This window comes from Noviherbaspirillum sp., from assembly GCF_035254685.1.
Classification (GTDB): Bacteria; Pseudomonadota; Gammaproteobacteria; order Burkholderiales; family Burkholderiaceae_D; genus Noviherbaspirillum.
In genome coordinates this window covers 18,332-33,180 of the sequence record NZ_DATFAI010000036.1, presented here as the reverse complement: position 1 = coordinate 33,180, position 14,849 = coordinate 18,332, and the positions used below count along the sequence as shown (strand labels likewise).

Below are 14,849 nucleotides of genomic sequence, written 5' to 3'. Positions count from 1 at the left end.
GGTTTCCAGCTCGAGCATCTTCTGCGCCTGCACGCCGGTGTCATAGCGCGCGGCCTGTGGGCAATAGCCGCAATCCTCGGGGCAGCCGCCGGTCTTGATCGACAGCAGCGTGGCCAGTTCGATTTCCTGCGGGTCGAAGTGCTCGCGGTGCACGATCTGCGCGCGGTAAAGGAGGTCGTTGAAGGGCAGGTTGAGCAGTTCCAGTACCTTGTCGACCGGCCAGCGCTGCTCGGCCATGGCCTTGCGCGCGGCGGGGGTCGCAATCTCGTGGAACGTAATCGTGTGCGACATGGGGCTACTTCCTTGCTGAAGAATTGAATGTGAGAGATCCGGGTCGGGCAGGCACAAATGCCGCCTGCCGAGCACGGATTCCGCATGCGCCTAGGCGTGCGGTTTGTGGTTGCAGTGCGCGTCGTGGATTGCCAGGCGTGTCGCCGGCGTGCCGGCGTTGACGGCCGAGTCGTAGGCTTCCCACATCTGCTCGGGTGACGACACGGTGACGTTCAGGTTCCGGATGCGCCCGTCATGGACCCCGTAAATGCAGCCGTGAATCGTGAGGTCCTTGCCGTTGCGCCAGGCGGCCTGCACCACGGACGTGCGGCAAACGTTGACAACCTGCTCGATCACATTCAGTTCGCACAGGCGGGAATGCATGTGGCTTCTGTCCGGCAGTTGCTCCAGCTGCGCCGAGTGGCGCAGACGGATGTCGCCCACATAGCGCAGCCAGTTGTCGGCCAGCGGCAGGTGAACGTTGTCCAGAATCGCGCCGACGCCGCCGCAGCCGTAATGCCCGACCACCATGATGTCCTCGACACCGAGGACCGCGACTGCAAATTCGATCACCGAGAGGCAGTTCAGGTCGGAGTGCACAACAAGGTTGGCGACATTCCGATGCACAAAGACCTCGCCAGGATCGAGACCGATGATCTCGTTCGCCGGCACGCGGCTGTCCGCGCAACCGATCCAGAGGTATTTCGGCGACTGCTGGTTCGACAGCCGGGAGAAAAATTGCGGATCATCGGCGACACGCTTGGCCGCCCAATGTTGATTATTTGAAAATAATACGTCGAGTTTACCCATCGATGCTCCATGTTTCTTGCCCAAAGATCAGGCTCAAGCCTAGCACAAGCAGATTAAGCTTACCGGCGGTGGGGAATCGGGTCTTGCGCAAACCTGCTGGTTCGTCCTGGCGGAAACGGCGGGAAAACATGGTCTCGCGGGTCATCGCATGGCTGTGCGGAGAGTCGCGAGGAAGGTGAGTCTGACAATGCGCAGATATCAAAACAACAATGCCGCCACGATGGACAGCATTGTCATTTATCTAACTTGAATGGAAGCTGTTCTTCTGAATCCGGTGCGCTGCCGATCGACAGCGCGCCAGCCCTGCCGCTTCAGCAATCAAAGCGCGAGGTTGTCGCGGTATTTCTTCAGCTCCAGCTTGCCGATCTGATTGCGGTGCACTTCATCCGGACCGTCCGCGAGCCGCAGCAAGCGTGCCGTCGCGTAGGCAGCGGCCAAGCCGTAATCGTTCGACACGCCCGCGCCACCGAATGCCTGGATCGCCCAGTCGATCACCTTGCAGGCCATGTTCGGCGCGGCGACCTTGATCATCGCGATCTGCGCCTTGGCGACCTTGTTGCCTACGGTGTCCATCATGTATGCGGCATTCAGCGTCAGCAGACGCGCCTGGTCGATCATGATGCGCGATTCGGCAATGCGTTCCAGTGTGACGGTCTGTTCGGAGACGAGCTTGCCGAATGCCGTACGCGTCATGGTGCGCTTGCACATCTTCTCCAGCACGCGCTCGGCCAGGCCGATCAGGCGCATGCAGTGATGGATGCGTCCCGGCCCAAGGCGGCCTTGTGCGATCTCGAACCCGCGGCCTTCACCGAGCAGCATGTTGGACGCCGCCACCCGCACGTTCTTGAATACCACTTCGGAAGCACGGTCCGGCACGCCGTAGAATCCGAATACCGGGAGGGGGCGCGTCACTGTCACGCCCGGCGTGTTCTTGGGCACGAGGATCATCGACTGTTGCAGGTAGCGGTTCGGGTTGTCGGGATCGGTCTTGCCCATGAAGATCATCACTTCGCAACGCGGATCGGTGGCACCGGTGGTGAACCACTTGCGCCCGTTGATCACATATTCGTCGCCGTCGCGCACGATCGAGGCCTCGATATTGGTTGCGTCGCTGGAGGCGACTGCCGGCTCGGTCATGGCGAATGCGGAGCGGGTCTTCCCTTCCAGCAGCGGGATCAGCCATTTTCTCTTTTGTTCCTCGGTGCCGTAGCGGGCCAGCACTTCCATGTTGCCGGTATCGGGCGCGGAGCAGTTGAACACTTCCGGTGCCAGGTGCGAACGGCCCATGATTTCGCACAGCGGCGCGTATTCGAGATTGGTCAGGCCGGCGCCATATTCCGACTCGGGGAGGAACAGGTTCCACAGTCCCTGCTCCTTCGCCTTGAGTTTCAGTTCTTCCACCACCGGCTGCACCGACCACGGGCCGCCTTCCTGGGACTCCTGGTAGTACCGTGCCTCGTTCGGGTAAATGTGTTCATCCATGAAGGCATTGAGACGTTTCTGCAGATCCTGCACCTTGGCAGAAGGCGTAAACATATCCATCTTCTTCTTCCTTTCCTTGTCGGGGCTTGCCCTGTTGAGGGGATAGGCCGCAATGCCAGACCGTGCTGGTCTTCGCGGCGTTCGTTGCGTCAGTTATTGGCGAATTCCTTCCACCTGTCGCCAGCCGGCCTCGGCGATGCGACGCGCCCGCCCGCCCGTTTCGACTGCTTCAGCGCTGGATGCGGTGCCGTCGAGCGCGCGACGCAGGATGCCCTGGAGGATGGCAGCCAGCCGGAACATGCTGTAGCCAAGATAGAAGTCCCAGTCGGCCGGCGGAACCGACGCCCGACCGGCCCGCTCGCAATAGCGCTGCAGATATTCCGCTTCGGAGGGAATGCCGAGCGCGGGGAGGTCGTATTCCGCCATGCCGCGAAATTCGCCGGACGTCAGGCGCCAGGTGAGCATGTGGTAGGAAAAGTCGGCCAGCGGATGGCCCAGCGTGGAGAGTTCCCAATCCAGGATGGCAAGAATGCGCGGCTCTTCCTTGTGGAAGATCAGGTTGTCCAGACGCAGGTCGCCATGGACGATCCCGGTTTCATCGCCGGGAGGAATGTGCGTCGGCAGCCACTCGATCAGGCGGTCCATGGCTTCGATCCGATCGGTTTCCGATGCGCGGTACTGCTTGGTCCAGCGTGCGATCTGGCGCTCGAAGTAATTGCCCGGCTTGCCGAACCCGTCCAGTCCGACCGCTTTGTAGTCGACTTTGTGCAGCGCGGCGATCACGCGGTTCATGTCATCGTAAACCGCGGCGCGCTCGGCCTTTCCCATGCCCGGCAACGTCGGATCCCACAGCACACGGCCATCCACATACTCCATGATGTAAAACGGCGTGCCGATCACCGTGCTGTCCTCGCACAGGCAATAGGTACGCGCCACGGGAACCCCGGTTCCGGCCAGCGCCGTGATCACGCGGTATTCGCGCTCCACTGCATGCGCCGAAGGCAAAAGCTGTCCGGCCGGCTTCTTGCGCAGCACATAGCGTTGCCTGCCCGCCGTGAGCAGGAAGGTGGGGTTCGATTGGCCGCCCTTGAAGCGCGCCACCTCCAGTTCGCCGCTGAAGCCTTCGACATGCGCCTGCATGAATTGCGCGAGGCGCACCGTATCGAAACCATGCCCGCCCGTTGCAGAAATCGTATCGTTCATGAACTCCATTCCTCGCTTCACGATCACATCGTGCGCTCGATTGTAGAATTATTGTCCGACAATTTACAATACTTTGTCAGACGATTTTGTGATATTTTTGTGAAAAGCGATGATTGGCAGGTTGACGCAAGACGACGGACGCGAAAGCAGGTTATGAGGAAACGGAACGCGTTTTCCTGCACACGAGCAATTTCCAACGGTAACGAACCCTCCTACACATGAGCCAAGTCCCCTCCTCTTCCGGCGGCAGCACCTCCGCACGTATCGCCGACGCCATCGGCAAGCGCATCCTGCGGCGCCAATACCAGGTCGGGCAGCGGCTCGTCGAAGCGGACCTGATGCGCGACTTCGGCGTGAGCCGCAGCACGGTGCGGGAAGCATTGAAGACCCTCGCGGCAAGCGGCGTCGTGGAGCTGACCCACAATCGCGGCGCTGTCGTGGGCGAGCTGAGCGCCGAAGATGCGAAGGAGCTGCTGCAGGTACTGGAGATGCTGTCCGCCCTTGCCGCCCGGTTGGCGGCGGAGAACATCGGGCGCGGCAACAATCGCCAGCGCTTCGAAGCTGCCGCTAAGCCACTGACGGGCATCGAATTCTCGGACGACCTGGATCGCGTGCTCGGCCAGCGCGCCAGGTTTTACCAGGTGATGTTCGACATCGCTGGAAACAAGGAACTTGACCGGGCGATGCCCCTGCCCCGGGTCCACCTGTTCCGGACCCAGTTTCATGCCCTCCTGACACGGGCCGATGTGAGGGCGATGGTCAGCGAATATCGCGGCATCACCGAAGCCATTCTTGACGCCGACCCGGCCAAGGCAGAAGCCCGGATGCGCCGCCACATCCAGAAGACCGCCGAGCGCACGCTACCGCACTATCTTTAGCCACATTTCACAAGACTTGCTCCGAACGCCGCCCTAACATTGGGTCGGATACGCCGTTAGACATTTGGCAAGCGCATTGCGGCTCGCTCGGATATCGTAGGGTGGGTAGAGTGCAGCGAAACCTGCCGAAACGACGTCTCTTGAACACGGCGGGTTTCGCTGCGCTCTACCCACCCTACGACAATGATTTACCCCAGAGTTACGGGTTTGCGCCATCCAGCGCGCGTAGCGATCGCGATAACAACATCATGACGAGGAGATGCGAATGGCGGTGGTATCGGAAGCGAAGCAGGACAAGTGCTGGCGCAACCAGCAAGGCGCGCTGGGGCTGGCGGAGTGGCTGCGCCGCAGGACAGAGCGCGCGCCGCACCGCCCTGCCCTTACCTGCGATGACGTCACCTGGACCTATGGCGAATTCTGGAGTCACATCGAGCGCCTGTCCGCAGTGTTCGCGGCGCATGGCGTACGGCGCGGCGACCGGGTCGGCTATCTCGGATTTGACGATCCGATGTTCCTCGTCGCCGAGTTCGCCGCCGCTCGCATCGGCGCCATCTTCGTGCCGCTCAATTTCCGCCTGACCGGGCCGGAGCTGGCGTTCATCATCAAGGATGCCGGCGTGCATCTGTTGCTTACCGGGCAGGAACACCAGGGCATCATCGACGGCGTCCGCCCGCAGCTCGGCTGCGCGCATTACTTCGGGGTGAACAAGGACGCACCCGGCTGGCCGTCCGTGCTGCCGCTCATGGAGCAAGCCACTGCCATTCCGTCGCAAGTGGAAGTTGATCCGCAGGATGTTGCTGTCGTCATGTATACCTCGGGCACCACCGGCCATCCGAAAGGCGCGATGCTGACCCACCTGAATTTCTGGGCGCAGAATCTCAACGTCATGCTGCTCATGGACGTTGCCTCCACCGATGTCACGCTCAACTTCGCGCCGCTATTTCACGTCGGCGGCATGGTCTGCGCCACCTTGCCCACCATCATGGCCGGCGGCCATGTGGTGCTGCAACGCGGCTTCGATGCGAGCGCAGTGTTGCGCGCTATCGAGCAATACAAGATCACATTCAGCTTCGCGGTACCGGCCATGCTGCTGTTCATGAGCCAGCATCCGGATTTCGAACAGGCCGACCTGCGTTCGCTGCGCCTGATCGCCGTGGGCGGCGCGCCCATGCCGGAGCCGCTGCTGCGGTTGTACAACGGGCGCAATATCCCGGTGCATCAAGGCTATGGCATGACGGAAACGACCGCGACCATTACCTTCCTGCACCCGGACCGTTCCGGCGACAAGCTCGGTTCCTGCGGCACGGCAGCCATGCTGACCGAAATCCGCCTGGTCGATTTCTCCGGCAAGGCGCTCAATGAAGCCAATGTGAAGGGCGAAGTGTGCGTGCGCGGCAGCAATGTCATGAAGGGATACTGGAATCGCCCTGATGCGACGGCGGCGTCCTTTGACGAGGAAGGCTGGTTCCGCACGGGTGACGTCGGTTATGTCGACGACGAAGGTTTCCTGTTCCTTTGCGATCGAGTGAAGGATATGATCATTACCGGCGGCGAGAACGTCTACCCGGCGGAGGTCGAGAGCGTGATTTACGATCACCCCGCCGTTGCCGAATGCGCAATCGTCGGGGCTCCCGATGAGAAGTGGGGTGAACGCGTTGTGGCAGTGGTCGCGCTGAAACCGGGCGCGTCGCTGAACCTGGACGAGTTGCGCGCCTTCGCCGAGAGCACGCTCGCACGCTACAAGTTGCCACGTGAACTGCGCCTGGTGCATGCCTTGCCGCGCAATCCGACGGGCAAGGTGCTGAAGGTGCGCATTCGTGAAGAACTCAAGGAGGCAGTGGCATAAGATGGCTGGTCCGACACAAGAATTCTGGCAATCGCGCTTTGCCTCCGGCAACATGCCGTGGGACCGCGGCGGCCCCGGTACTCAGCTCGCCCGCTGGGTGGAAGATGGCAGCTTCAAGCCCGGTGAGCGGGTGATCGTTCCGGGCTGTGGGCAAGGCTGGGACGTGGTGGCACTGGCTGCTGCCGGCATGAAAGTCACCGGACTGGACTATGCGCCGGACGCGCTTGCCCTGTGCCGGCAACTGATCGAACGCAATGCGGTGCAGGCTGAACTTGTCGAAGCTGACGTGTTGACGTGGATGCCGGTGGAGCCCGTCGACGCGGTCTTCGATCAAGCCTGCCTGTGCGCGCTTCATCCCGACTTGTGGGTACGCTACGCGAATCAGCTCCATCAATGGTTGCGCCCGGGCGGGAAGCTGCTGGCCTTGTTCATGCAACTGCCGCCAGTGGACAAGCCGGAGGGCGTCATCAGCGGCCCGCCTTATCACTGCGACATCAACGCAATGCGGGCACTATTTCCCGCCGACCGTTGGGAATGGCCCAAGCCGCCCTACGCGGGCGTGGCACACCAGCACGGCTTGGTTGAACTGCCCGTGGTTCTGGTGCGCAAATAAGAATTCTGGAAAACCGCAGAGAACCGTAGCGTGGGTAGAGCGAAGCGAAACCCACGGTGCGCAGGCGCGTGATCCGCACGGCCTGCGCCCCTCTCAAAACTGCAACTGCTTCGCCGCCAGGTCCTTCATGATTTCCACGGCGCCACCGCCGATCATGTTCACCTTCACTTCGCGGTAGATGCGCTCCACCCGTGTGCCGCGCATGTATCCCATGCCGCCGAGGATCTGCACGGCCTCGTCGGCGCAGAACTGCATGGTCTGCATCGCGAAGTTCTTCAGCATGCTTGTCTGCGCCACCAGCATGGCGGGATCGCCAAACTTGTTCTGCACGCGCCATGTCAGGTCTTCCAATAGTGCCCGCGTGGCCTCGATTTTCATGCTCATGTCGACCAGCTTGTGGCGGATCACCTGGCGTTCGACGATCGGCAGACCGAAGGTCTTGCGCTCGCGCGCCCATGCCAGCGCATCGGCCAGGCACACCTGCGAAAACCCGTAGGCGCCGGCGGCCATAAAAAGGCGCTCGGAATTGAAGTTGCGCATGATGATGCGGAAGCCCTCGTTCTCGACACCGATCAGGTTCGACACCGGCACGCGGCAATTGTCGAAATGCAGCTGCGCGGTATCGGAGCACCACCAGCCCATCTTCTTCAGCGGCGTGCGGGTGAAGCCGGGCGTATCGCGTTCGATCAACAGCAGGGAAACACCGCCCGCGCCCTTGACCTCGGGATTCGTCCTCACCGCGACGGTGTAGTAATCGGCGCGCATGCCGGAGGTGATGAAGGTCTTTTCACCATTGACGATGTAATGATCACCATCCCGCACCGCTGTCGTGCGGAGGCTTGCGACATCGGAGCCGCCACTTGGTTCGGTGATGGCCAGCGCCGAGATTTTTCTGCCGGAGAGAACTTCGGGCAACACACGTGCCTTGAGCGCCTCGCTGCCGGCATTCAGGATCGGCGGCGTGCCGATGGTGTGCGAAAAGATCGACGCGCTGAAGCCGCCGCAACCGGCGCGCGCAAACTCTTCCGAAGCAATGACGTGATAAAAAACATCGGCCGGCGTTCCGCCATATTGCTCCGGATATCCGATCCCCAGCAATCCGATCTCCGCCGCCTTGCCATACATCTCGCGCGGAAATTCACCCGCCTCGTCCCATTCATTGACAAACGGGATCACCTCCTTCGCAACGAAATTGCGCACCATGTCGCGGAACTGCTCGTGCTCCGCGGTGTAGTAGTTCGGATTGCGCATGGACTGCAGGGGCAGGTCGTTATTCATGGGGATCCTTTTCTCGTAGCATGGGATGCGGAGAAGCCGGGGCAAAGCGCGGCAGCTTGTTTGCTTGTAGATTAATCCTGTGGCGCTGTGGGGTCTTGCGTAAATTGGCTGGGCGCGGGCGAATGCAGTTCAGTCAAGGCTGATTTCCCCCTTGGTCGTCCCCGCGAAGGCGGGGACCCATGCAGAGTTTCAAATATCGCCTCACCAGGGATCCCCGCGGGGCAGCCACCCGCCTTTGCGGGGACGACATCCTTTCAGATGCTGCCTTAGCTGAACTGCATTCCTGAGCGCGAGCGGGTTTCAAGTGCAGGAAGCCGGGTTTGACCTGCCAGGCGGCGTCAGATTTCGCTAGGGCGCGAATGCCTCCGGATCTGGTGTGGTGCAGACGAAGCCGGGGGCGCGTATCGCATCGCGTGTCGTCTCATCTTGAACCAGCTTTGCTTCAGGTGGGCGCCTGCGAACCAGCAGCCGGCTCAGGCAAGATCTACGGCGCATCCGCCTGCGGAACGGGCGGCACGGAGGTCTCCGCAACGTCTCCCTGGGGTTCGTCCTCACATACGGCAGACGCCTCCTTGGCATCCGCCTCCAGGCTCTCGTCTTGCGTTGTCGCAGCCGCAGAGGCTGCATCTAGCTCTCTGGCAAGCGCCGCGAAGAAGTCCGCCGCCATCTTGTTCGCGGCGCCGTCGATCAGGCGGGAGCCGATCTGGGCCAGCTTCCCGCCGACCTGTGCGGATGCGGTATACGCCAGTGCGGTCGCTTCACCTTCGGCAGAGAGCGCGACCCTGGCGACGCCTTTTGCAAAACCGGCCATCCCGCCCTGCCCTTCGAAATTGAGCGTGTAGGACTCGGGTGGATTCAGATCGACAAGGGTGATCTTGCCGCTGAATCTCGCGTTCACAGGACCGACCTTCACCTTCATGTCGATCCGGTATTCATTCTCCGCGATACGTTCGGTGGCTTCGCAGCCCGTGATGCAGGCCTGCAGCAATTCCGGATCATTGAGTGCCTCCCAGACGCGCTCCAGCGAGGCCGGCACGATTTGAATCTTGGACATTTCCATGTCGATCTCCTGCGAAATAAGGTGTCCGGCATCCTGATGAAGACTGTCGACGCGCAGCGGCGTTCAGTACTGCACCAAGGCTGGCCAGACTGTTCAGGTTGTGCACGGGAAGGAACAGGTCGGTATGCGGCAACATGGCGCGGATGCCGCCCGGCCTGGCTTCGAATCCCGCGTAGCGCAGCAGCGGATTGAGCCAGATCAGCTGCCGGCACGAGAGGCTCAGCCGCTCCATCTCGTCGCCAAGTTCATCGGCGTCGTCACTGTCCAGGCCATCGGTGATGAGCAGCACGACGGCCCCTTGCCCCAGTAGCCTGCGCGCCCACTCTCGGTTGAATTCGCGCAGGCAGGCACCGATGCGGGTGCCGCCGGCCCAGTCGGCGACCTGGCGCGTGACCTGGGAAAGCGCCACATCGACATCACGGTCACGCAGCGCGCGGGTAATGTTTGACAGGCGGGTGCCGAACAGGAAGGTGTGGACCCGGCTGCCGCTGTTGGACACGGCATGGATGAAATGCAGCAGCATGCGCGTGTAGCTGTCCATTGATCCGGAAATGTCGCACAGGATGACCAGGGTCGCCGGCCGCAGGCGCGGTGTGCGATAGCGCCATTCAACGAATCCGTCTGCCGCCTTGATCATGCGGCTCATGGTGCCGCGCAGATCGACCCGGTTGCCTTGCAGGACCGCCCTCGCGCGGCGGCTGGGAATGACCGGCAGAGGCATGCGCATGGTGGCGATCAGCCTGCATGTCTCGGCCAGCTCATCTGGCGTCATCGCTGCGAAATCCTTGGCGTGCAGTACTTCGCGCCGCGACATGGTCAAGCTGGCATCGAAACTGATTTCCGGCGTCGGGCTCTCGGATGGCGTCCTGCGTTGCGTGTTGGGATGCATCGCCTCCGCGACACGCGGCGCCACTGGCGATTCCTTCGCACCCGGGGTACGCACGCCGCTCAGGAGATCGCTGAGCTGTTGCGACTGCTGCACACGGGACGGATCCCGCCAGAACAGGTCAAATGCCTGGTCGAAGATCATCTGCTGGTCGTGCCGGTCGACCAGGACAGTCGATAGTGCATAGTAGAAATCGTTCCGCCGTTCCACGCCGACGACCTGCAGCGCATGCAAGGCGTCGAGCACCTTGGCCGGGCCGATCGGCATCCCCGCCCGACGCAGCACGCGCGCGAAGTGGACCACGTTTTCCGCGAGCTTCGCGCCATTGTCGTCCGGTGCTGTCGCGCTCATCGCCATCCCGCCGCTTCGCCACGGGCATCGCCGACCAGTTGCGCGACTGTTCCGGCATCCAGCTGTGCAATGTCGTCCTCGTACTTGAGCACCACTCCCAGCGTTGCCTGTACCGCTTCCGGGTCCAGCACCGTCTTGTCCAGGGCCGCCAGTGCCGCTGCCCAATCGATGGTTTCCGCCACGCCCGGGGCCTTGTAGAGCGCCATCGCGCGGAGGCGGGCGATGAATGCGACCACTTCGCGGCTGAGCGTGTCGGCCGCCTGCGGGGCCTTGCGCCGGACAATTTCAAGCTCCCTTTCCTTGTCCGGGTAGTCGACCCAGTGATAGAAGCAGCGCCGCTTGACCGCATCGTGGATTTCGCGCGTCCGGTTGGAGGTAATGACCACCAGCGGCGGATGCTCCGCGCGAATGGTGCCGAGCTCGGGGATCGTGACCTGGTACTCTGCCAGCACTTCCAGCAGGTAGGCCTCGAAGGGTTCGTCGGCGCGGTCGAGCTCGTCGATCAGCAGGACCGGAGGATTGTCGTCCGCGCTATCCAGTGCCTGCAAGAGCGGGCGCTTGATCAGGAAACGGTCGGTGAAGATGTCCGCTTCCAGCCGGTCTTTCGATGCCTGCCCCGCTGCCTCCGCGAGACGGATCTCGATCATCTGGCGCGGATAGTTCCATTCGTAGACCGCGTTCGCAATGTCAAGGCCTTCGTAGCACTGCAGGCGCACCATCCTTCGATCCAGCCCGGCCGCAAGGGCTTTGGCGACCTCGGTTTTACCGACCCCTGCCTCGCCCTCGAGAAACAGCGGCCGGCCCATGCGCATTGCCAGATACAGCGTGGTCGCCAGGTGACGCCCCGCGATGTATTGCTGCGAGGCCAGCAGTTGCGCCACGTCGTCGACGGAATTCGGTACGGGATGTCGTGGCATGGGCTCGCCTGGAAACGCCTGCTTCAGCGACGCATGTTCATTCAAGCGCCTTGGCCACCGCGCGCGCCGCGAGCACCGGGATCAGGTGCGCCCGGTATGCGCTGCTGGCATGCAGATCGGAACTGAGACCGTCGGGCGACACCTTCACTGCCTTCGCGGCGTCGGGCGAGAAATCGGCCTCGAGCGCCTTTTCCAGATCCGCGGCACGGAACGCACAGCCGGCGCAACCCGTCACGGCCACCCGCACGTGGCCTTCCTTTCCGCGCGCGACGAACACCCCTGCCAGCGCGAAGCGTGATGCCGGATTGAGGAACTTGATATACGCCGCCCGCTCGGGAACCGGAAACTCGACAGCGGTGATGATCTCGCCGGCTTCCAGCGCGGTTTCATACATACCCTTGAAGAAGTCGTCGGCTGTGATCGTGCGACGGTCGGTGCGGATGGTCGCGTTCAGCGCGAGCACGGCTGCCGGGTAGCAGGCGGCAGGATCGTTGTTGGCGAGCGAACCGCCGAGCGTTCCGAGGTTGCGCACTTGCAGGTCGCCGATCTCGCCGGCCAGCCCGGCCAGTGCGGGGATCGTTTCCCTGACCTCGGCCGCTTCCGCAATCTCGGCGTGACGGTTTCCGGCACCGATGACCAGCGTGTCTCCTTCCTGCCGGATGCCGCGCAGTTCGGCGATACCGCCGAGATCTACGAGGCTTGTTGGTGACGCAAGGCGCAGCTTCATCGCTGCGATCAGGCTCTGCCCTCCGGCCAAGGGGCGGCTATCCGGTGTAGCAAGCAGGGCCACCGCCTCGCTGATGCTCTTGGGTTGATGCAGTTCGAATGCGTACATGCGCTCCTCCTCATGCGTTGCGTGTGGTGGACTGTTCCGCCGACTGCTGCGCGGACTGGATGGCCTGCCACACCCGTTCCGGCGAGGCCGGCATGTCCAGATGCGTCACGCCCAATGGCGAGAGTGCGTCGATGACGGCATTGATGACGGCCGGCGGCGATCCGATCGCGCCTGCTTCGCCGCAGCCCTTGGCGCCCAGCGGATTGTGCGTGCACGGCGTGACGCGATTGCCGACCCGGAAACTGGGCAGGTTGTCGGCGCGCGGCATCGCGTAATCCATGTAGCTGCCCGACAGAAGCTGCCCGCTCTCACGGTCGTAGACGCAGTTCTCCATCAAGGCCTGCCCGATGCCTTGCGCGAGCCCGCCATGGACCTGGCCTTCGACGATCATCGGATTGATGACGTTGCCGAAATCGTCGACGGCGGTCATGGCGACCACTTCGACAACACCGGTTTCCGGATCGACTTCCACTTCACAGATATGTGCGCCCGCCGGGTAGGTGAAGTTGGTGGGATCGTAGAACGCAGTCTCGTTCAGTCCGGGCTCCAGCTTCTCGAGCGGATAATTGTGCGGCACATAGGCCGCCAGCGCGATCTGGGCAAACGGCACGCTGCGGTCGGTCCCGATGATGGTGAACTTGCCGTCCTTGAACTCAATGTCGCTGGCCGATGCTTCCAGGATGTGTGCCGCGATCTTCTTGCCCTTGGCTTCGATCTTGTCGAGTGCCTTCATGATGGCAGAGCCGCCTACCGCGAGCGAACGCGAGCCATAGGTGCCCATGCCGAATGGCACACGCCCGGTGTCGCCGTGCACGATGTCCACCTGCTCGAACGGAATGCCAAGCCGGCTGGAAACGACTTGCGCGAAGGTCGTTTCATGTCCCTGCCCGTGGCTGTGCGACCCGGTAAATACGGTGACGCTGCCGGTGGGATGCACGCGGATCTCGCCGACTTCATACAGTCCCGCGCGTGCGCCGAGGGCACCGGCAATGTTCGACGGCGCCAGGCCGCAGGCCTCGATGTACGTGGAGTAGCCGAGTCCGCGCAGCTTGCCGCGCTGCTTCGCTTCTTCGCGTCGTGCCGGAAAGCCGGCGACATCGGCCAAGTCCATGGCGCCATCCAGGCAGGCATGGAAGTCGCCAGTATCGTATTGGAGCGCCACCGGCGTCTGGTGAGGGAACTCGGTGACGAAATTGCGCCGCCTCAGTTCGGCGTCATCGATCTTCATCTCCCGCGCCACTGCCGATACCAGCCGTTCGACCACATAGGCCGCTTCCGGACGTCCGGCTCCGCGGTAGGCATCCACTGGCGTTGTATTGGTGAACACGCCATCCACTTCGGCGTAAATCTGCGGCGTCGCGTATTGTCCGGCGAGCAGCGTGGCATACAGGATGGTCGGTATCGACGTCGCGAAGGTGGACAGATAGGCGCCGAGGTTGGCGACGGTATGCACGCGCATGGCGAGGAATTTGCCGTTGCTGTCGACCGCCATTTCGGCCACCGTGGCGTGGTCGCGGCCATGCGCGTCGGACAGGAAGGATTCCGAACGCTCGGCGGTCCACTTCACCGGCCGGTTGATCTTTCTCGCAGCCCAGGTCAGCACCACATCCTCGGCGTAAAGGAAGATTTTCGAGCCGAAGCCGCCGCCCACGTCGGGTGCGATGACACGCATCTTGTGCTCCGGCAGGCCGAGCACGAAGGCGGTCAGCAGCAGGCGCTCGACATGCGGATTCTGGTTCGCCACATGCAGCGTATACGAATCGTCACCCCGGTTGTACTGGGCCAGCGCCGCCCGCGGCTCGATGGCGTTCGGCACCAGGCGGTTGTTGGTCAGTTCGATGCGCGTAACGTGATGCGCGCGCGCGAAGGCCGCGTCCACCGCCGCCTTGTCGCCGATCGACCAGGTATAGCACTTGTTATCCGATGCCTCATCATGCACGACCGGCGCCCCGGGCTTGACTGCGTCGCGTGCATCAATCACGGCCGGCAGCGGGTCGTACTCGACCTGGATCAGCTCGGCGGCATCCTTGGCCTGCAGATAGTTCGCTGCAATGACGATGGCCACCTGGTCGCCGACATAGCGCACCTTGCCCTGCGCGAGCGCAGGATGCGCGGGTTCCTTCATCGGCTGACCGTTGACATCGGTGATCAGCCAGCCGCAGGGCACGCCGCCCACCTTGTCCGCCGCAAGATCCTCTCCGGTGAGGACGGCAATGACGCCCGGAGCGCTTTGTGCCGCGCTCTTGTCGATGGAAACTATCCTTGCGTGGGCATACGGTGAGCGCAGGAAATACGCATAGGTCTGGCCAGGTACCTGCACATCGTCGGTATAGTTGCCGCTGCCCGTAAGGAAGCGATAGTCTTCCTTGCGGCGCACCGAAGCGCCGATGCCGGTTTCACGTTCGCTGGGAGCATTCATG

At 62.5% G+C, this 14,849-nt stretch carries 12 protein-coding genes and 1 pseudogene; 3 read left to right on the top strand and 10 right to left on the bottom strand.

Translation table 11 applies throughout. The annotated features are described in order from the left end of the window. The 4 genes and pseudogenes from VJ698_RS16065 to VJ698_RS16050 all read right to left on the bottom strand — a co-directional run. Window positions 1-237 (bottom strand): annotated as a pseudogene (locus VJ698_RS16065) (biotin synthase BioB); the annotation flags it as partial. Window positions 238-381: 144 nt separating this feature from the next. Further along, window positions 382-1,080, bottom strand: a complete 699-nt coding sequence (can, locus tag VJ698_RS16060) for a carbonate dehydratase (RefSeq protein WP_324103797.1) — start codon at window positions 1,078-1,080, stop codon at window positions 382-384. 318 nt (window positions 1,081-1,398) lie between these two features. After that, complete coding sequence (locus VJ698_RS16055; protein WP_324103796.1) at window positions 1,399-2,622, bottom strand: acyl-CoA dehydrogenase family protein; 1,224 nt, start codon at window positions 2,620-2,622, stop codon at window positions 1,399-1,401. 93 nt (window positions 2,623-2,715) lie between these two features. Then, a complete protein-coding gene (locus VJ698_RS16050; RefSeq protein ID WP_324103795.1) occupies window positions 2,716-3,765 on the bottom strand; it encodes a phosphotransferase in 1,050 nt (349 codons plus the stop codon). 218 nt (window positions 3,766-3,983) lie between these two features. On the opposite strand from VJ698_RS16050, the gene VJ698_RS16045 reads away from it, so the two are divergent. The 3 genes from VJ698_RS16045 (at window position 3,984) to VJ698_RS16035 (ending at window position 7,102) form a co-directional block, all read left to right on the top strand. Next, complete coding sequence (locus tag VJ698_RS16045) at window positions 3,984-4,643, top strand: GntR family transcriptional regulator (protein ID WP_324103794.1); 660 nt, start codon at window positions 3,984-3,986, stop codon at window positions 4,641-4,643. Between the two features lie 265 nt (window positions 4,644-4,908). Beyond that, entirely contained in the window at window positions 4,909-6,489 is a 1,581-nt protein-coding gene (locus VJ698_RS16040) for a long-chain fatty acid--CoA ligase (protein ID WP_324103793.1), read from the top strand. 1 nt (window position 6,490) lies between these two features. Continuing rightward, window positions 6,491-7,102, top strand: coding sequence for a methyltransferase domain-containing protein (locus tag VJ698_RS16035; RefSeq protein ID WP_324103792.1), 612 nt, complete (start codon window positions 6,491-6,493; stop codon window positions 7,100-7,102). Between the two features lie 93 nt (window positions 7,103-7,195). Here VJ698_RS16035 and VJ698_RS16030 read toward each other — a convergent pair whose 3' ends face one another. The 6 genes from VJ698_RS16030 to VJ698_RS16005 form a co-directional block, all read right to left on the bottom strand. Continuing rightward, on the bottom strand, window positions 7,196-8,380 hold the full coding sequence (locus VJ698_RS16030) for an acyl-CoA dehydrogenase family protein (protein ID WP_324103791.1): 1,185 nt from the start codon (window positions 8,378-8,380) through the stop codon (window positions 7,196-7,198). A 484-nt stretch (window positions 8,381-8,864) separates the two neighbouring features. Continuing rightward, complete coding sequence (locus tag VJ698_RS16025) at window positions 8,865-9,434, bottom strand: carbon monoxide dehydrogenase subunit G (RefSeq protein ID WP_324103789.1); 570 nt, start codon at window positions 9,432-9,434, stop codon at window positions 8,865-8,867. Then, on the bottom strand, window positions 9,376-10,677 hold the full coding sequence (locus VJ698_RS16020) for a VWA domain-containing protein (protein ID WP_324103788.1): 1,302 nt from the start codon (window positions 10,675-10,677) through the stop codon (window positions 9,376-9,378). Before VJ698_RS16020 ends, VJ698_RS16025 begins: the two co-directional genes overlap by 59 nt. Beyond that, window positions 10,674-11,594 (bottom strand): MoxR family ATPase, encoded by a 921-nt coding sequence (locus VJ698_RS16015; protein ID WP_324103787.1) that lies wholly within the window; start codon window positions 11,592-11,594, stop codon window positions 10,674-10,676. Before VJ698_RS16015 ends, VJ698_RS16020 begins: the two co-directional genes overlap by 4 nt. Before the next feature lie 37 nt (window positions 11,595-11,631). Then, entirely contained in the window at window positions 11,632-12,429 is a 798-nt protein-coding gene (locus tag VJ698_RS16010; RefSeq protein WP_324103786.1) for a xanthine dehydrogenase family protein subunit M, read from the bottom strand. Between the two features lie 10 nt (window positions 12,430-12,439). After that, on the bottom strand, window positions 12,440-14,848 hold the full coding sequence (locus tag VJ698_RS16005; RefSeq protein ID WP_324103785.1) for a xanthine dehydrogenase family protein molybdopterin-binding subunit: 2,409 nt from the start codon (window positions 14,846-14,848) through the stop codon (window positions 12,440-12,442). Window position 14,849 lies beyond the last annotated feature (1 nt).